At 67.3% G+C, this 17,077-nt stretch carries 16 protein-coding genes; 8 read left to right on the plus strand and 8 right to left on the minus strand.

The window, feature by feature from the left end:
• Positions 1-207: 207 nt before the first annotated feature.
• Entirely contained in the window at positions 208-774 is a 567-nt protein-coding gene (locus tag Ssi02_RS34540) for a nucleoside deaminase (RefSeq protein WP_204031950.1), read from the minus strand.
• Positions 775-1,074: 300 nt separating this feature from the next.
• On the opposite strand from Ssi02_RS34540, the gene Ssi02_RS34545 reads away from it, so the two are divergent.
• The 4 genes from Ssi02_RS34545 to Ssi02_RS34560 all read left to right on the plus strand — a co-directional run bounded on the left by Ssi02_RS34545 (position 1,075) and on the right by Ssi02_RS34560 (position 4,148).
• The gene (locus Ssi02_RS34545) at positions 1,075-1,857 is read left to right on the plus strand and encodes an antibiotic biosynthesis monooxygenase (RefSeq protein ID WP_373870247.1); all 783 of its coding nucleotides are present in this window, start codon (positions 1,075-1,077) and stop codon (positions 1,855-1,857) included.
• A 39-nt stretch (positions 1,858-1,896) separates the two neighbouring features.
• The gene (locus Ssi02_RS34550; RefSeq protein WP_204031952.1) at positions 1,897-3,252 is read left to right on the plus strand and encodes an FAD-binding oxidoreductase; all 1,356 of its coding nucleotides are present in this window, start codon (positions 1,897-1,899) and stop codon (positions 3,250-3,252) included.
• A 96-nt stretch (positions 3,253-3,348) separates the two neighbouring features.
• On the plus strand, positions 3,349-3,690 hold the full coding sequence (locus tag Ssi02_RS34555; RefSeq protein WP_204031954.1) for a VOC family protein: 342 nt from the start codon (positions 3,349-3,351) through the stop codon (positions 3,688-3,690).
• 167 nt (positions 3,691-3,857) lie between these two features.
• Positions 3,858-4,148, plus strand: coding sequence for a DUF6881 domain-containing protein (locus Ssi02_RS34560; RefSeq protein ID WP_204031957.1), 291 nt, complete (start codon positions 3,858-3,860; stop codon positions 4,146-4,148).
• 146 nt (positions 4,149-4,294) lie between these two features.
• On the opposite strand, the gene Ssi02_RS34565 is transcribed toward Ssi02_RS34560, so the two are convergent.
• From Ssi02_RS34565 to Ssi02_RS34585, 5 genes are all read right to left on the minus strand, one after another.
• A complete protein-coding gene (locus tag Ssi02_RS34565) occupies positions 4,295-5,119 on the minus strand; it encodes an SAM-dependent methyltransferase (RefSeq protein ID WP_204031959.1) in 825 nt (274 codons plus the stop codon).
• A gap of 328 nt (positions 5,120-5,447) precedes the next feature.
• Positions 5,448-6,626: an ABC transporter permease gene (locus tag Ssi02_RS34570; protein WP_204031961.1), complete on the minus strand. Its 1,179-nt coding sequence runs from the start codon at positions 6,624-6,626 to the stop codon at positions 5,448-5,450.
• A gap of 2 nt (positions 6,627-6,628) precedes the next feature.
• Complete coding sequence (locus Ssi02_RS34575) at positions 6,629-7,306, minus strand: ABC transporter ATP-binding protein (protein WP_204031964.1); 678 nt, start codon at positions 7,304-7,306, stop codon at positions 6,629-6,631.
• On the minus strand, positions 7,299-9,239 hold the full coding sequence (locus tag Ssi02_RS34580; RefSeq protein WP_239130265.1) for a peptidoglycan-binding protein: 1,941 nt from the start codon (positions 9,237-9,239) through the stop codon (positions 7,299-7,301). Before Ssi02_RS34580 ends, Ssi02_RS34575 begins: the two co-directional genes overlap by 8 nt.
• Positions 9,240-9,297: 58 nt before the next feature.
• Complete coding sequence (locus Ssi02_RS34585; RefSeq protein ID WP_204031966.1) at positions 9,298-10,131, minus strand: hypothetical protein; 834 nt, start codon at positions 10,129-10,131, stop codon at positions 9,298-9,300.
• 323 nt (positions 10,132-10,454) lie between these two features.
• Between Ssi02_RS34585 and Ssi02_RS34590 the strand changes: the two genes are divergently transcribed.
• The 3 genes from Ssi02_RS34590 (at position 10,455) to Ssi02_RS34600 (ending at position 14,755) form a co-directional block, all read left to right on the plus strand.
• A complete protein-coding gene (locus Ssi02_RS34590; protein ID WP_204031969.1) occupies positions 10,455-11,114 on the plus strand; it encodes a response regulator transcription factor in 660 nt (219 codons plus the stop codon).
• Entirely contained in the window at positions 11,111-12,403 is a 1,293-nt protein-coding gene (locus Ssi02_RS34595) for a sensor histidine kinase (RefSeq protein WP_239130266.1), read from the plus strand. The genes Ssi02_RS34590 and Ssi02_RS34595 overlap by 4 nt, the downstream gene beginning before the upstream one ends.
• A 435-nt stretch (positions 12,404-12,838) precedes the next feature.
• A complete protein-coding gene (locus tag Ssi02_RS34600) occupies positions 12,839-14,755 on the plus strand; it encodes a flavin-containing monooxygenase (protein ID WP_204031971.1) in 1,917 nt (638 codons plus the stop codon).
• 96 nt (positions 14,756-14,851) lie between these two features.
• Here the strand turns inward: Ssi02_RS34600 and Ssi02_RS34605 are convergent, their stop codons facing one another.
• A complete protein-coding gene (locus Ssi02_RS34605) occupies positions 14,852-15,529 on the minus strand; it encodes a TetR/AcrR family transcriptional regulator (protein ID WP_204031974.1) in 678 nt (225 codons plus the stop codon).
• Positions 15,526-16,293, minus strand: coding sequence for an SDR family NAD(P)-dependent oxidoreductase (locus Ssi02_RS34610; RefSeq protein WP_204031975.1), 768 nt, complete (start codon positions 16,291-16,293; stop codon positions 15,526-15,528). Before Ssi02_RS34610 ends, Ssi02_RS34605 begins: the two co-directional genes overlap by 4 nt.
• Positions 16,294-16,340: 47 nt before the next feature.
• On the opposite strand from Ssi02_RS34610, the gene Ssi02_RS34615 reads away from it, so the two are divergent.
• Positions 16,341-17,063, plus strand: a complete 723-nt coding sequence (locus Ssi02_RS34615; protein WP_204031978.1) for a PaaI family thioesterase — start codon at positions 16,341-16,343, stop codon at positions 17,061-17,063.
• The last annotated feature ends 14 nt before the right edge of the window (positions 17,064-17,077 follow it).

Raw genomic sequence — 17,077 nt, forward strand, 5'->3', positions numbered from 1 at the left:
CCGCCGAATCCGGAGCCCAGCCGCGTTGGACGAGCCGGGCCACCTACTCGAAGATCAGCCGGGTTCACCGTTCGCGCCGAGTGCATGGACAGAATGGCGCGATCTTGGATTTGTCGGAATACAGCCACAGCCCGATCTCTTGTGCCACTTCAACACTCACGGAACTTCACTCCTGAACGAGGCCGCCCCGTCTAGGTGGCCGGCGGGTCAGTACGGGTGGTGGTTCGGCTTGTTTGCCCAGGCGGCGTATGCCTGGGCGCCGAGTTCGGGGTAGATCTGCTCGATTCGGATCTTGCGTTGGTCGAGGGGCCGCTGGAAGTCCTCGTACTGGAAGGCGTCGTCGAAACCGATCTTCCTCGTCGCCTCGAGGTCGGAGCTGAAGTGAACCGAGTCGATCCGTGACCAGTAGATGGCGCTCATGCACATCGGGCAAGGAGCCCCGCTCGAGTAGAGGGAGCATCCCATGAGCATCCGGGCCCGCTCAGGCAGGAGGTCGGGCGAGCCGTCCGGGCGCGGCACGAGCTCGAGCGTTGAGGCGTTCTGGTGGTCCTCCGCAACGGTGGGTGCCTCCGGGTTCTGGATCTGGATGGCCTTGCGGATGGCCTCGATCTCGCCGTGTGCGGTCGGATCGCCGGTGAGCAGGACGCGGTTCTGCCCGCGGGCGAGAATCTCCCCGTCCTTGGTGATGACCGCGCCGAACGGGCCTCCCCAGCCGTTCACAACGGACTCCGTGGCGAGTCGCACGGCTTCGGCCATGAATTCCTTGGGTCCCATGTCATAACCTCCGGCAGGTAAATTACGTCTTAAATTTCGTCGTCATCGACTGCCGTTTCCAGGTCATCGCCGCCCTGCTTCTCCAGGCGGTCTTGGACTATACTTGCCCAGGTGAAGCCTGATTCGAACCGTGGGGCCTCGGATCGCAGCGTGACCGTGGTCATTTCGTCAAAGGTTCGCAAAGGGTGCGAGGAAGATTATCGCCGCTGGCAGCAGAAAATAAATGAGAGCATGCGCTCATTTGCTGGTTTTGAGGGGGCGGAGGCTTATCCGCCGATCCCCGGTGAGCAAGCTTCCTGGGTGTCTGTTTTTCGTTTCTCGGATATCGCCCGGCTGACCGGTTGGCTGAATTCGGAGTCGCGCGGGGCGCTGCTCGACGAGGTCCGGCCGCTGCTGGAGGAGCCGGCGGCGCTGGAGGTCCTCGCGGGAAGGACGTCGGAGAGCGAAGCGGTGACGGCGGTGATCTCCCACAACGTGCGGCCGGGCCATGAGGACGACTACACACGCTGGCAGGACAGGGTCCACAAGGCCGAGGAGAGGTTTCCCGGCTTCCTGGGATTCGAGGCGTTCGCGCCCGTGCCGGGCGTACAGCCGCACTGGGTGGTCATGACCCGGTTCGACACCCGCGAACACCTTGAGAACTGGCTCGCGTCCGACACCCGCAGAAAGCTCCTGGACGAAGGTCGCGACTGGGTCGCCGACTTCGACCTGCGCACCGTCAAGTCGGCGTTCGGCGGCTGGTTCCGGTTCGGCGGCGGAGCCGCCGGGGAGGGCGCTCCGCCCAACTGGAAGCAGGCCATGTGCGTGCTGCTGGCCCTCTATCCGATCGTGATGGCGCTGAACCTCACGGTGAGCCGGATGCTGACCGGCGCGGGCCTGCCCCTCTACCTCGTCCTGTTCATCGGCAACGTGCTGAGCGTCGCCATCCTCACCTGGGTCCTGATGCCGCTCGTCAACAGGGCCTTCGCGGCCTGGCTGCGTCCCGATGTGCCCCGCTCGTTCCTCGCCGGCGCCGCCGGAGCGCTTGTGATCGTGCTGTGCTACGTGCTGTCCATCGCCGTCTTCGCCGTGATCACCCGTTAAAGGCCGCGGCAGGGCGCGTTCACCTGGAGGATGTCCGACATGGAGCTGGGCCGGGACCTCGAGGGGCTGCTCGTCAGGCGAGGCGAGGCCGGCTACGAAGCCCTCAGGGCGGCTGCGGTGTGGAACGGGCTCAAGCCGGAGCGGTTCCCCGATGTGATCGTCCAGGCCGCCTCCGAGCAAGACGTCCGGACGGCGGTCAGGTTCGCTCGCTCGGCCGGCATGCGGGTCACCGTACGGGCCGGTGGCCACAACTGGGTGGGCACCTCGGTGCGCGACGGAGGCATGCTCATCGACCTCTCCCGGCTCGACGCGTGCGCCGTCGACACCGCCTCGGCCACGGCGAGCGCGCAGCCCGCTGTCAAAGGCCGCGATCTCGCCGCCGCGCTCGCCGGACACGGGCTGGCCTTCCCCGTGGGGCACTGCGGCTCCGTCGCGCTCGGCGGCTACCTGCTGAGCGGCGGGCTCGGCTGGAACCCCGGAGTGTGGGGGCCGGCCTGCCTGAGCGTCGCGGAGATCGAAGCCGTGACGGCGGCCGGCGAGGTGGTCCGGTGCAGCGAGAACGAGAACGCCGACCTCTTCTGGGCGGCACGCGGAGCCGGGCCGGGGTTCTTCGCGGTCGTCACCCGGTTCCGGTTGAGTCTGCATCGTCTTCCGACGGCGATCACCACCAGCGCCTACGTCTTCCCGCTCCCGGAAGTGGCGGACGTGACGTCCTGGGTCGTCGAGGTCGCGGCGTCGCTCCCCCCGGCGGTCGAGCTGAGCGTCACGCTCGGCACGGCGCCGCAGGAGCACGGGACGAAGGCGATCGCCGTCACGGCCACCTGCTTCGCGGACTCCGCGGACGAGGCGGCCAGATCCCTTGAGGCGTTCCGAGCGTGCCCCCTCGCCGGGCGCGCCCTGACCCGCTCGGAGGAGCAGCCGGCCACCTTCGACGCCCTGTTCGAGGGCGCCGACGCGCTCTGGCCGGAGCGCCACCGCGTCGCGGCCGACACCCTCTGGTCGATGGAGGACCTCGGCGCGCTGCTGCCGTTGCTCGCGGGCGACGTCGCCAAGGCTCCGTCCGGCAAGTCACTCGTGCTGGCGAACATCACTCCCGCGCCGCCCGGCGGAGCCGCGATGCCCGATATGGCCTTCTCGGCGCTGGGCAGGAGCTACGTCGTCGGTTATGCGATCTGGGAGGACCCGGCGCATGACCAGGTCAACATCCGCTGGTTGCGCGAGGCGACGGGCAAGGTCGTGCCGCTGGCGGCCGGGCACTACATCGCGGAGGCCGATCTACTGGCCACTCCGTCCCGAAGCCGGCGGTCGTTCACGCCCGGCACGTGGGAGCGCCTGCGGGCGGTGCGAGCACGATGGGATCCCGAGGGCGTTTGTCAGTCTTACCTGCAACCATGAAGCCCCGATATGGCCCCCATGGGCCAGACCCGGCCAGCCTTCTATCTCGACCGCGAATCGTGCCGGCGGGGGCAATTTAAGCATGTGGAGGACGACATGGCGCAGGACCTCTTCGTCGGCATCCCCGTCACCGAATACGCTGCGGCGTTGCCGTGGTACGAGCAGCTCTTCGGGGTGCAGCCCTCGTTCCTGCCGAACGATATCGAGGCAGTATGGGAGGTGGCCGAGCACCGTTACATCTACATCGTGCAAGAGCCGGAACGGGCGGGGAACGCCCTGGTGCTGTTGTTCGTCGACGACCTGGACGAGCGAGTCGCCAAGATCTCCCGGCGGGGCATCGAGCCTGCCAGGCGTGAGCCGTACGACGGTGGTGTGACCAAGGTGATCTACCGGGACGCGGAAGGCAATGAGATCAGCTTTGGCGGCGTCTCGGGGTGAGGCCACCTCGGAAACGCCATCCGGCATTATCGACGGACTGCGCGCCGACCGGGCGGTCACCCCACTGCCGGTTCCACCCCTCGACGCCGAGTCACTCGATACCGCCCGCCGCCACTGGACCCCACGACACCCCGGCACACCACGCCTGTGACCAGTCGAGGTGCTAGATGAGATACATCAGAGTGGTTTGGGAGCACGACTTCGACGAGCCTGTGCTCATCTTCAGCGAACTGGACGAAGAAGGCTGGGAAATCCGCAAAGTTCAGGTATACCGAAACGGACACTCCGAGTGGGCGGACGCCACCTACGAAACAGATTCAGTGGGACTGAGCGAGATTCCTGTCCCCGGAGTTGAAGAGATATCCTCAGACCCTGAGTTCCAGGCAGAACTAATCGACGCAGACGACTTTGAGCGCGCGTGGCTAGCCGCGCAAGCCGGCAGGGACCCAGGGGCATAACCCATGCTCAACGTTCGAGCGGCACAGCCTCACGTAACCATGATTCCCCCGCCCAAGGCGTTCTTGAGGCGCTGCGCCTCCTGGATACGCCGTCAGCGGGGCATGTACGTACGATGCGATCTACTCAAATCAACGCCCTCTGCGGCCTACGGCTTGACCGCGGCTCCGCCGTACATGTGCACGTGCGCATCGGGGACTCTGGCGGCTTCGTCAGGGTGCCAGTGATTGACGAGCACGACGCCGGGATCGATGAGCTTCAATCCGTTGAAGAATGGCACTACCTCGGCTTTGGTGCGGGCCTTGGTAGGGACACCGTGGGCGTTGTAGGCGGCGACTCCGGCGGTCACCTCCTCCGGTGCGCTGTCGGCCGTGCACGTGGACAGCGCCAGGACGCTGCCGGGGGCCAGCGGGGTCATGAGCCGTCCGATGAGGTCGTGCACCTCGGCGTCGTCAAGGATGAAGTGCACGATCGCGAGGAGGGTCAGCGCGACCGGCTTGTTCAAATCGAGGGTGTCCCGCAATTGCGGCGAGGCCAGGATGTTTTCGGGGTCGCGCAGATCGGCGTCCAGATAGGACGTCCGTCCCGCCGGGTCGCTGACAAGTAGCGCGCGGGCATGCACCAGGACGACGGGGTCGTTGTCGACATAAACGATGCGCGACTCGGGCGCGACCTTCTGGACGATGTCATGAAGGTTAGGGGAAGTGGGGAGGCCGGTGCCGATGTCAAGGAATTGGCGAATGCCATGCTCTGCCGCCAGACGGTGGGCGACGCGCAGCATGAAGTTCCGGTTGGCCCGCATCGACGTCGGCAGATTCGGCCAATCACTCGTGATACCGGCCGCCGCCGTGCGGTCGGCCTCGAAGTTATCCTTGCCGCCGAGCAAGTAATCGTAGATGCGCGCGGAATGGGGCTGATTCGTCTTTAGGTCGAGGGGGTCAGCGACTTTCTCCGAGGTTTCCTCCGTCACCATAGATACTCTTCCTCGTCCGGCTCAATGCTGCAAGCCATCCGAAACTCATGCAGGTCAGCCGGACGCCCTGGGTGAACATGCAGGCTGCGCTGCCAGGCGGCGTGGATCGGTGGCACCGCGCCTGGTTTGAAGGGGTGGCGGACTAGGTCTCTTCTTGCTGTGGCCTCCGCGGAAACCCGTCCTTAAGACTCAAGACAAGACAGCCCGGCCGCCTGTGACATGCAGGCGAAAAAGGTCGTTGGTGGCGAAGAAGGGCCGGGCCGTCCACGCGTGGTTCACGGTCTCCCACGATGTGGGGAGAGGCTCCTTCCTGGTCGGTCAGCGCCGGTCAGCGTAGGGCGTCGACGGGCTCCATGCGGGCGGCGCGCAAGGCCGGATACAGGCCGGCCAGGAGACCGACCAGTGCGCCGGCCGCGGGGGCGGCCAGGGCTAGGCGGATGTCCAGCACCGGGGTCCAGTGGCGGACGGCCGCGACCGTGACGACGGCGACGGTGCCGAGGCTGGCGCCGATGACTCCGCCGGTGAGGCCGATCAGGCTGGATTCCAGCAGGAACTGGGCGGCTATGTTGCGGCGGGTGGCTCCCAGGGCTCGGCGCAGGCCGATCTCGGCGACGCGTTCCATGATCGTGACCAGGGTGACGTTGGCGATCCCGACCGCGCCCACGATCAGGGAGACCAGGCCGAGGATGAGGAACAGGCCGTTGACGTCGTCCTGGGCGCCGTCGCGGGCGCGTTTGGGGCCGGGCGGGGCGATCACCTGGAGTTCTCCGGCGTGGTTCGGGCTGAGGGCGAGAGCGGCTTGGCGGGCGATCAGCTCGGCGGCGCCCAGTTGGGTGCCGACCAGGACGCGGGTGACGTTCTTCAGGCCGAAGTCGGGGCCGATGGTGGGCGGTACCAGGACCGCGCCGGCGAGGATCTGCTCGCGCTGCAGGCCGCCGATGATGCCGATGACGGTGTAGGCGCGGTCGTTGATGAACACCGCCGGCGCGTGGTCCAGCCGGGTGATGCCGAGCATGGCGGCGGCCTGCTCGCCCAGCACGACGACCCGGTCGCGGCGGATGATGTGGCCCGCGTCGTAGAAGCGGCCGGCCAGCAGTCTGCCGTGGGTGGTGGCCTGCAGATTCGGGGTGGCCGCGACGACGGCCAGGGTCTGCCCGGCCACCTGGGTCGGGTCGAGCAGGTTGTTGGCGGTCACGACGAGGTTGGAGCTCTTGTCGCTCTGCGCCAGCGCCGTGGCCGAGAGCACGCCGCGCAGTCGCCGCAGTTCCGCGACGGCCTCCCACGACACCAGCGCCTGGCGGCTGCTTTGCGGCACCTCGACGGTGATGCTTGTGGCCAGCAACTCGTCGAAGCGGCCGACGATCTGGTTGCCGGCGGTCGCGGCGATGCCCATGGTGACCACGAGCGTGGTGATTCCCAGGACGGTGCCCAGGGTGGTCAGGGCCGATCGGATGGGACGGGCCAGCATTCCCGCCATGGACTCGGCCCACAGATCGCGGATGTCCATCCTCACTCCTGCTCGGTCAGGACGCCGTCGCCGATGCGCACGCGGCGCTTGGCACGGGCGCTGACCTCGTCCTCGTGGGTGATCACCAGGATGGTCAGGCCCTGGGAGCGCAGTCCGTCGAACAGGTCGAGCACGGCCTCGGTGTTGCGGCTGTCGAGGTTGCCCGTTGGCTCGTCACACAGCAACAGGGACGGCCGGGCCATCAGGGCACGGGCGATGGCCACTCGCTGGCGTTCACCGCCCGACAGCCGGCCTGGCTGGAAACCGGTACGGTGCCCCATGCCCACCTGCTCCAGCGCTTGCTTGGCGCGGGCCAGGCGACCGCGGCGCGGGTGCCGCCCGTAGACCTCGGCGAGCATCACGTTCTCCGTCACGGTCCGGTGGGGGAGCAGGTGGAAGGACTGGAACACAAACCCGATGCGCGCGCCGCGCAGCCGGGTTCGCGCACCGTCGCGCAGGGTGGTGGTCTCGATGCCGTCAAGCCGGAACGAGCCCGAGCTCGGCCGGTCCAGCAGCCCGAGAACATTGAGCAGAGTGGACTTGCCGGACCCGGACGGGCCGATGATGGCCATGTAGTCGCCGGGGTCGACACGCAGTGTGACGTTGTCCAGGGCACGCACCGGCGGGTCGGCGGGGAAATCCCGGCAGATGCCGGTCAGCTCGATGACGGGCTCAGGCATCGCTCACCACGACCCGGTCGCCTTCCTTGACCGCACCGGCCCGCAAGGGTGTGATCTCCACATTGCCGTCGGCGGTCAGTCCCGTGCGCACTTCGACCTCGTCGGCTTTGTCGCCGTCCAGCGCCACCCGGATGCGGGGGCGGCCGTCGGCGGAGGTGACGACGGCGGCGACCGGCACGCTCAGCACCTCCCCTTCAGTCGAGCCTACGGAGATCCGCACCGTCAGCGACGAGCCGACCAGCGCCTTGAGCCCCTTGGTGGTGTCGGGAGTGAGCAGGATCGGCACTGAGCCGGTGTCGGGCGGGCTGCCCTGGCCCTCGTCCTTCTTCTTGTCCTGCGCGGAGACGCGGGCGGCCTCCCCGGTGGCGGTGAGCCTGGCGGGCAGCAGGGTGCCGTCAAGGGTTTCCATGGTGGCCTTCTGGTTTCGGCGCAGCAGCTTGGCCTCCTTGGCGTCCACCGACCCGGTGATCGCGAAGGCGGAGCTCGTCACGGTGGCGACCTTGGACTCGACGGTGTCGCCGGGCTTGACCTCGGCCTTGTCGATGCGGGCCGGTAGCGTCGGGAGGAAGACGATTTCGCCGGCCGGGACGCTGACGCCGTAGGTCTTGCGGAATTCGGCCAGCATGTCGCGGGCGTCGGCCAGGCCGGCGGCGCTGTTGCCGACCTTCATCCGCAGCGGGGAGACCTCCTGCGCCCGGCGTAGGTTCTGTTTGGCGGTGACCTCGGCTTCCTTCGCGGTGCGCACGGCCTTGCGCAGCTCTTCCAGCCGCTTGTCCTGCTCGTCGCGGACCTGCTCGTTGTAGCCGTCCACGGCCCTCCGGGCCTCGTCCAAGGTCTGCCAGGCGTTGGCGAGCTTCATTTCCAGCAGGCGGGTGTCCGTCGAGCGGGACGGGGTGGGAGCGGGCGGTGGCGGTGGCGGGGGGCCGGAGGGTATGCCGGAGGGTGACGGTTCCGGCGTGGGGGGCGGGGTGTTGTTCTGCTCCCTGGCCTCGTCGAGTTCCTTCTCGGCCGCGAGCACCGCCTCCTCGGCGGTGCGCACAGCCTGCCGCAGGCTCGTCAGCCTGGCGGCCTGTTCGGGAGTCACATCCTGCCGCAGCGCCTCCTGCACCGCCCGCTCGGCCGAGCGCAGGTCGCGGCGGGCGTTGTCGTGGCGCAGCTTGAGCGGTCGCACGTCGAGGCCCTCATCCAGCGCCTTGCGGGCCTCGGCCAGCTCGGACTCCTTGTTCCGGACGGCTTCGCCGTAGGCCTGCAGGTTCTTTCGCGCCTCCACGTCTGGTTCCTGGGCCTGGTAGCCGCGCTTGGCGTACCAGCGTTTCACCGCGGTGACGGTGGCCTTGTCGAAGACCCCCGTGACCGGCACCCGCATGCCCTTGCGGCGCAACGCGCGCTGCAACTGGCGGACGTCGTCGCCTTCGGCGCCCGGCACCAGCGGCCGGTACATCGGCAACCGCCCGCGAAAGACGAACACCGGCCGCCCGTTGACCTGCATCAGCACGTCACCCTCACCAATCGGGCCGACTGCGGGCGCCCTGGTGACGCGCTGGGGCGTGCCGCCACCGGCGGACCCCGAGCCCATGGCACCGGTCACGCCGACCACGCCGGCCAGCGTGATCGGCAGGGGGGAACCATAGGTGAGTGTGCCGTTGACGGTGACGGTGCTGGTGAGTTTGCGCTTGACGACAGGCGCGGTCACCAGGGACGGTTTCGGCGGGCGGCGCGCGGCCAACTCGTCGGCCGGTGAACGCAGATCCGCGCCCACCGCCCAGCCGACGCCGGCGAGCGCCATCACCGCGGCCACGACACCGGCCAATATCTTGTTCCTTGACAGGCCGCGCTTGAAGCCGCCTGTCCGGGCTGCGCCTTCCTCACCGCGTCCGCCGGGTCCGCCGGGGTCCACGGCTCGCCCGCCGGCCGCCGGCCTGAGCTTGCGCATGCTGAACTCGCTTCGATGGAAATGGAGTGAGGGGCTGATGCGGTGGAGCCTTGCGGGGCTATTCCTCAACGGGCATGGGCAGGGTCATGCCCATGCCCATAGTCAGACCGGCCTGCTCATAGACAGCGTTCAGCTTGGGCCGGTAGGCGGCGTAGAACTGCCTGCCACACTCCAGGTCGTCCAGCGCGGCCTTGATCTCACGCGCGAGGAGGGGGCGCGCCTGCTCGGGCGTGGCCTTCTCACCGAGCTTGTTCAGTTCCTGCCCGAACGGTCCTTCGGTGCTGCTGGCGATCTTGTCGGGTTGCTGGGAGGTGACCGTGTACCCCTTGCCCTTGAGGCAGCCGGCGAACTCGCCGGCCAGTTCCACCAGGCGGGCGTCGCCGTTCACCTCACGGTTGATCGCCTGCTTGAACATCTCGGATTGGATCTTGGCGGCCTCCTGCATGGAGGTCATTTTGCGGCCGGTGGCTTTGTTGAACGTCTCCAGCATGCACGTTTCCACCGCGGCGAAGTAGGCCTTCCGCTGCTCCTTCGACAGCCCGGCGACGACCTTCGAGTTCGGGTCCGAGCCCTCTCCTACCGTTATTGTCATGCGGCTGCTCTGGTCGTTCGGGTAGACGATCGAGGCGGCCCAGCCGAAGCCGTACTTGCTCCGGTACTTTTTCATGGCCTCGTAGTCGCCGGACATCTCCTTCTTCTGCTCTTCGGGCAGGTCCGGCGTGGAGACGACCGCGTGGTAAGTGAAGCCCTTGCCCTTCATACAGGCGGCGATCTGGGCCTGGCTCTCGCGCTGCTTGTTCTGCGGATCCACGGGGGGAGCCGCCGATGGCCGTGCCTCACCGGTCGAACCGCAACCGGTTACGGCGACCAGCAGGGCCGTCCCGGCCACCATGGTTGCGAGCGATCTCTGCAAGTGGATCATGGATCCTTCTCGTAAGTCGTCAAGGGATGAGTGGGGCAGTGCGCGGAAGGCCCGCGGCGCAACCGTGCGGTAGGCCCGTTCGCCTGGGGTTCGTCTAGCGGCCCGTTGCGGTGCGGACTCGCGAGCCCGGCTCAATTTCCCGTGGGCTTCCTGAAGCGAACCTGAACGCGCCTGAAGCGTGGTTTCCGGACCGAGGGCGGCGAACGCCTGGAGTGCCGTCCCTGCAGCGGCCCTGAACGCAGCCGAAGTGATCTTCAGGTTGGCTTTAGGCGGCGACAGGCAAACTGATCGCCGTGCGAGTACTACTGGTAGAGGACGAGAAGCGGCTGGCCGACCTGGTCAAGGGCGGTCTGGCGGGCGAGGGCTTCGCCGTCGACGTCGCCTACGACGGGCGCGACGGCCTGTGGATGGCCACCGAGAACGACTACGACGTGATCGTCCTAGACGTCATGCTGCCCAGGGTGAACGGCTACGCCGTCTGCGCCAAGCTGCGCGAGGCGGGCAACTGGACGCCGATCATGATGCTCACCGCCAAGGACGGCGTCTACGACGAGGCAGAGGCACTCGACATCGGCGCCGACGACCACCTCGCCAAACCCTTCTCCTATGTCGTCCTGGTGGCCAGGCTGCGCGCTCTGGTCAGGCGCGGCGGCAAGGAAAGGCCCGTATCGATCACCGTGGGAGACGTGACGGTAGAGCCCGCCGGCATGCGCTGCCGCAGGAACGGTGTCGAGATCGCCCTCACCCCCAAGGAGTTCGCCGTACTGCACGGCCTGGCGCGCAGGCCGGGCGAGGTGGTCTCCAAGAGTGAACTGCTCGCCCAGGCGTGGGACTTCAGCTACGACGGCGACCCCAACATCATCGAGGTCTACATCAGCGCGCTGCGCCGCAAAATCGGCTTCGACGTGATCAAGACCGTCAGGGGCGCGGGCTACCGATTGGATTCGGCGTGAACCTCGCGACCGTCAAGGGCTCAGGCCACCGCTTGTCGTCCGTACGGCTGCGCGCCACGGTCGCGGCCACCGTCGTCGTCGCCGCCGCGCTCGGCCTGGCCGCCGCCGTCCTCGTCGTCTCGCTGAAGGTCAGCCTGGAGACCAGCGCCAACGCCGAAGCGGGCAGAAGGGCTGTCTCCGCCGCCTCCACGCTGCTTGTTGATGCGCGGCCCGGCGAGCTGCTCCAACAGGCCACCGACCCCGACGTGCAGATCGCCGACACGACCGAGCATGCCCCGTGGAAGGCGGTGGAAGGCGACTTCGCCGTCGCGAGCATGATCGTGCCCACCGAGGCCGGCATGGTAACCGTTTACGGCCGCGCGTCGCTGGCGGCGGCCGAGCAGGCGCTTCAGACCCTGAACGGGCTGCTGCTGTTCGGCCTGCCGCTCCTGCTGGCCGTGGTCGCCGCGATGACGTGGTTCTCCGTCGGCAGAGCGCTGGCACCCGTGGCCGTGATCAGGGCGAAGGTCGCCGACATCACCGCCCGCGACCTGCACCAGCGGGTGCCCGTACCCGCCTCCGGCGACGAGATCGCCGGGCTCGCCACCACTGTGAACGTCACCCTCGACCGGCTGGAGACCGCCGTCGAACGGCACAAGCAGTTCGTCGCCGACGCCGCACACGAACTGCGCAGCCCGATCGCGACCCTCCGGGCGCGGCTGGAGCTGGCCGAGCCCACCGACCTGTCGACCGAAGCCCTGGCCGACGTCGACCGGCTCCAGCGGCTGGCCGGCGACCTCCTGCTGCTGGCCAGGCTCGACGCGGGCGAGCCGCTCAAGGCCGAAGAGGTCGACCTCGGCCAGGTCGTCGCCGAGGAGAGCCTGCGCCCGGGCACCGCCGTCACCCTGGACATCAGCCCCGACGTGGTCATCAACGGGTCGCGCGGACATCTGTCCCGGCTGGTCACCAACCTCGTGGACAATGCCGTACGGCACGCCACGACGACCGTCGAAGTCCGGGTGCGTGAGACCGACGGCGCGGCGACCCTGGAGGTGCTCGACGACGGCCCCGGGATCCCGCCCGAGCACAGGGAGGCGGTGTTCGAGCGCTTCACCAGGCTGGACGAGGCCAGAGCCAGAGACGGCGGCGGAGTCGGGCTCGGCCTGCCGATCGCCAGAGACATCGCGACCCTGCATGGCGGAACACTTGCCGTACGGGACGGAGGGTTTGTCGCACGGTTCCCGATCATCCCGGGTCTGGCGCGGCCGATCTCCGCTTATCAGAGCGCTGAGAACTGCATCGCTCCGTAGCTTCCATGAGGTGCCGATTACAGGTGTCCGACCTCCCTGTGCGGTGTCCGTCAAGCGGTCACTACTGATTGGCCAGCGATCCTTCGCACTCACGGCACGGGCTCCCGACCGCACCGGCCTCGACTCCCGAGACACCTCGGGACGAGAAGACGCGCTCAACGTCGGCCGAGACGGCCGCCTGACGTGATTTCTCGTCCTATGCCGGTCGACGCCCTAATCCGCCAGGTTGAAGTGAAAAACCAGCACGGGCAACGCACACGAAGCTTGTGAAACCGCAGCCCATCGCGCGCTGCCGCTGGCAGTCCATCCGGAATGGACGGTCCTGTCCGCGCGACCTCTGCACTGTTCGGATCTTAGGGACCGGGTCCGTGCGTGTGCGGGTTCACGGTGTACTCTTACTGAATCTAATCTATATTAGAAACGATAGGAGGGTTCGTGGAACGTAGCAGTCTCGTTGACGCCCTGACAGTGGCGAATCTCCCGACGGTGCTGATGGTGTTGCACCACCTCACCGGCGATGACAAGTGGCTCCGTGAGCCCTACCGGCCACGACGCAGTCCCGGAATGGACGATCTGGACTCCGGCGGGTTCTCCGAGGAGGTGCAGCAACAGATCCGCAGCGCGGCCGCGGACATCATTTCCAGGTGGGACGCAGGAGCACCGATTGCCGTGGCGAGCCCGGATCTTGAACATCTCCACCGAATGACCGAGGCATGCATGGGTGAGCCGGTTCCGATGGAGTTCGCCGAAATGATCGGCGAGCAGTCCGGGCTCGGTGAGCGGGCAGAGGACGATCCGCGTGCTCCGCATCGCGACTCCGCGTCGCCGATTCGCGTCGGGATCGTCGGAGCCGGGGTTTCGGGCATGCTCATGGCCCGCCAACTCCGTGACCGCGGCATCGAGTGCGTGGTCTTCGAGCGGAACCCTGACGTTGGCGGAAGTTGGTTGGACAACAGATATCCCGGCTGTGGCGTCGACACTCCGAGTTACCTTTACTCCTTCTCCTTCTACCGGCGTGACTGGTCGACTTACTTCGGCAAGCGTGACGAGGTCCTCGACTACCTCCAGGATTTCGCAACGGATCTCGACATCCGCCACCTGATCCGGTTTGGGCATGAGGTGCACCGCTTCGAGTGGTCCGAGGAGCGGGGGACCTGGACCGTGTCCTACCGTACGAGTCAGGGAGCAGGATCGGAGGAGTTCGGCTTCGTGGTCTCGGCGGTCGGGCAACTCAATGTCCCGTCTGTGCCGGACTTCCCCGGCGTCGATGGGTTCTCCGGGCAGGTGTTTCACTCGGCACGGTGGCCCGGGGGTGTCGACCTGACGGGCAAGCGCGTGGCGGTCGTGGGTAGCGGCGCGAGCGCCATGCAGATCGTGCCGGCTATCGTCGACGACGTCGACACGCTGACGATTTTTCAGCGATCGAAGCAGTGGGTGGCGCCCAACGCGGACTACTTCCGGGCGATGGACGCCCGCGTCCAATGGCTCATGCGGGATGTGCCCTTCTATCACCAGTGGTACCGAGCGCGGTTGGCCTGGATCCACAACGACCGGGTCCACGAGTCCCTCCAGATCGATCCAATGTGGGACGGCCTTGGGCTTTCCATCAACTCCACGAACGACGGTCACCGTCGTTACTTCACCGACTACCTGCTGCGAGAGCTCGACGGCCGCCCCGACCTCGTCGAGAAGGCGCTCCCGGACTATCCGCCGTTCGGTAAGCGCATGCTGCTCGACAACGGGTGGTTCAAAGCGATTCGTCGCCCGAACGTCGAGCTCGTGACGTCCGGCGTCGATCGGTTCACGAGGTCCGGAGTCGTCGGCCAGGACGGCGATGAGCGCGCGGTCGACGTGGTCATCCTCGCGACGGGTTTCCAGGCAAGGAACTTTCTGGTGGAGATCGACGTCGAGGGCCCAGCTGGTTCGCTGCGTGAAGCCTGGGGCCAGGAGGACGCCCGGGCATACCTCGGCATGACGGTTCCGGGCTTCCCAAACCTCTTCATCACTTACGGACCGAACTCGAACCTCGGACACGGCGGCAGCTACATCACGATCGCGGAGTGCCAGGCGCACTACCTGGGCCAATTGATCGGGTTGTCCGCTGAGCTCGGTCTACGCCGGGTCGAGGTCCGATCCGACGTGTACGAGGCGTACAACGCCGAGGTCGACGCGGCGCACGCCAAGATGATCTGGAACGTCGACGGGCTCAACAGCTGGTACCGCAACTCCAAAGGGCGCGTCGTCACGAACTCGCCGTGGCGTGTCATGGACTACTGGAAGTTGACGAGGTCCGTCGATCTCGAGGACTACCGCATCGACCAGGCTGCGACGACACGCGCGGGGACCGGCTGACCGAAGCTCTCGGGGGGCGCTCGGTGGGGAGGCGACGGCAGTGCCTCCCCACCTCTGAGGTGATGGGGCTTGTGGGCAACGACGCGCCCGGTGCGACTACTGATCAGTGACGAGCCCTGAAGTCAGGGCGAGTGCGGCGGCGACCACATCGTCGATGTCGCACACGCGCGGAGTCCACCACTCCGGCGACCAGTTGAGGGCGCCGATGATCAGCAGGCGAGCGGCGGTGACGTCGACGTCGGCGCGAATCTCGCCGTTGGCTTGCGCTTCCTCGAAGAGCCTCTGCCACAGCGCGCCGTAGTTCTTGTGGTCCGAGCGGATCTGCTGGCGCATGCCCTCGGGCAGCTGGCCCATGTTCCGGATCGCCGCCGTGGTGAATTCGGACAGATCCAGGACGACGCGCAGGTGCTCCTCGACGGCGCACCGGATCCGCTCAAGCAACGGCGTGCCCTCGGGTAGCTGGGCCAGGGCGTTCTCGACGTGCTCCTGCGCCGACTGCTGCCCGCGTCGCACGACCTCCTCGATGAGCGCCTCACGCGAGTCGTAGTAGTAGTAGATCGCCGGCGCCTGAAGCTCTGCTCTCTTGGCGATGTCGCCGAGACGTGTGCCGGAGTAGCCCTTCTCGGTCAGGATCACTGCCGTTGCTTTGAGCAGACGCTCACGCGTTTGCTGCCCCTTGGTTCCGTCGCTGTCGACGTGCTTGCGGGAGGAGTCGGCCCCGGCCCGGGAATAGGACGTCGTCCTCCGCTTTCTCTGTTCCCCGGGTGCGCTCACAGTGCATAGCCTCCATCGACGTTCAGCAGTTGACCGCTGATCCAGCCGGCCTCGGGGGAAAGCAGGAATCTAGTCGCCTGGGCGATGTCCTCGGCCGTCCCGAATCGCGGCAAGGCGATCGCGCGTCGAGCGGCGTTGAGGTACTCCTCTGTGTACGCGCCCTGGGCCATGAGGTCGTGCCACAGGCCGCTGTCGATCACGCCGACGCCGATCGAGTTGGCGCGCACACCGAACCGGCCCTCCTCGGCGGCGATGCCGCGGGTCATGGCCTCTACCGCGGCCTTCGGCGCGACGGACAGCATGTCCTTCTTGGCGTAGCGGTTGATGGCGGCCGACGTGATGGAGACGAGCGCACCCCGGCCTTTCCGGAGCGCCGGGATGAGCGCGTGGATCGCCGTGTAGAACCCGAGGGTGTCGGCTTCGAACTGCCCACGGACCTCGGCCGGCGAGATCTTCGAGATGTGAGTCATGCGTATGGTGGGGCCGGACGCGTAGACCACGCCCTGGAGCGGAGACGGGCCGACCGCCTCCGCCAGGACCTCACCGACGGCTTGGTCGGTGAGATCTGCCTTGACCGTCCGAACACTCGCCGAGGTCGCCGACAATGCGGCGACGAGACCTGAGAAGGCCTCCGAATCGCGTCGGTGGGTGAGGACCAGGTCCCAGCCGTCTTCAGCGAGCACACGGGCGATGGCGGAGCCGATGGCTCCCGACGCTCCGAGGATGAGTGCCGTAGGTGCGGATGGGGTCTGAGTCGAAGTCATGAGTAAAGCGTAGACTATTTTAATCTAAGTTCAATCAAGGGGGGCATATGTCTGCTCGCGAGGACGCGCCGGTGCGCGCCACCCGGCGCTTCGCCGTCGACTTTCTCCCGGGGGTTACTCGCGACTTGGTGGAGGACGCCCCGCTGTCGACTCCGGCCCGGGAGGCGGCGGTCGAGCTCGGCGTCGCGGCGCGCCACCTACTCGACGCCGTGGTCTCCAGCGAGTTGCCTCCAGGCGAGCTCGAGCAGGCTGCCCGGATGCTCCGCGACGTTGCCGCACTTCTAGGACGGGAGTCGCGGGGAGATCGCGCCGAACACGGCATCGATGATCCCGAGGTCGGGGTTCGCATGTTCAATCCCGCCGTGGGGCAGGCCAACCCGGTGGCACCTCCGGTGCATCTCTACGCGACGACGGTCGGCGCCGAGCTCGGATGGCTCGAGTTCAGCCGGTTTCACGAGGGCATCCCCGGACACGCGCACGGCGGATTCACCGCGCTGGTTCTCGACCAGATGATGTCACGTGCCAATGGTCTCGTGGGCGAGGCCGGAGTCACGCTGACGATGGAGGTCGCCTACCACCGTGTCGTGCCGCTGGGGGAGCGTCTGATCGTGGGTGCGGAGGTCGTGAAGCGGGCCGGCCGGAAGGTGTGGACCCGCGCGTGGATCGCGCGTTCCGCCGACCCCGGCACCCCTCTGGCCACTGCCACGGGCCTCTTCCTGAAGATGCCCGCCGGCCGACTGCAGGAGCTCTTCGACCAGCGGATCTCTTGAGGATTCCTTTATTC

The organism is Sinosporangium siamense (assembly GCF_016863435.1).
GTDB classification, from domain to species: domain Bacteria; phylum Actinomycetota; class Actinomycetes; order Streptosporangiales; family Streptosporangiaceae; genus Sinosporangium; species Sinosporangium siamense.

Coding starts and splice junctions, on each gene's coding strand:
- Ssi02_RS34540 (WP_204031950.1), bottom strand. CDS start 774: ATGGGACCCAAGGAATTCATGGCCGAAGCCGTGCGACTCGCCACGGAG.
- Ssi02_RS34550 (WP_204031952.1), top strand. CDS start 1,897: ATGGAGCTGGGCCGGGACCTCGAGGGGCTGCTCGTCAGGCGAGGCGAG.
- Ssi02_RS34555 (WP_204031954.1), top strand. CDS start 3,349: ATGGCGCAGGACCTCTTCGTCGGCATCCCCGTCACCGAATACGCTGCG.
- Ssi02_RS34560 (WP_204031957.1), top strand. CDS start 3,858: ATGAGATACATCAGAGTGGTTTGGGAGCACGACTTCGACGAGCCTGTG.
- Ssi02_RS34565 (WP_204031959.1), bottom strand. CDS start 5,119: ATGGTGACGGAGGAAACCTCGGAGAAAGTCGCTGACCCCCTCGACCTA.
- Ssi02_RS34570 (WP_204031961.1), bottom strand. CDS start 6,626: ATGGACATCCGCGATCTGTGGGCCGAGTCCATGGCGGGAATGCTGGCC.
- Ssi02_RS34575 (WP_204031964.1), bottom strand. CDS start 7,306: ATGCCTGAGCCCGTCATCGAGCTGACCGGCATCTGCCGGGATTTCCCC.
- Ssi02_RS34580 (WP_239130265.1), bottom strand. CDS start 9,239: ATGCGCAAGCTCAGGCCGGCGGCCGGCGGGCGAGCCGTGGACCCCGGC.
- Ssi02_RS34585 (WP_204031966.1), bottom strand. CDS start 10,131: ATGGTGGCCGGGACGGCCCTGCTGGTCGCCGTAACCGGTTGCGGTTCG.
- Ssi02_RS34610 (WP_204031975.1), bottom strand. CDS start 16,293: ATGACTTCGACTCAGACCCCATCCGCACCTACGGCACTCATCCTCGGA.
- Ssi02_RS34615 (WP_204031978.1), top strand. CDS start 16,341: ATGTCTGCTCGCGAGGACGCGCCGGTGCGCGCCACCCGGCGCTTCGCC.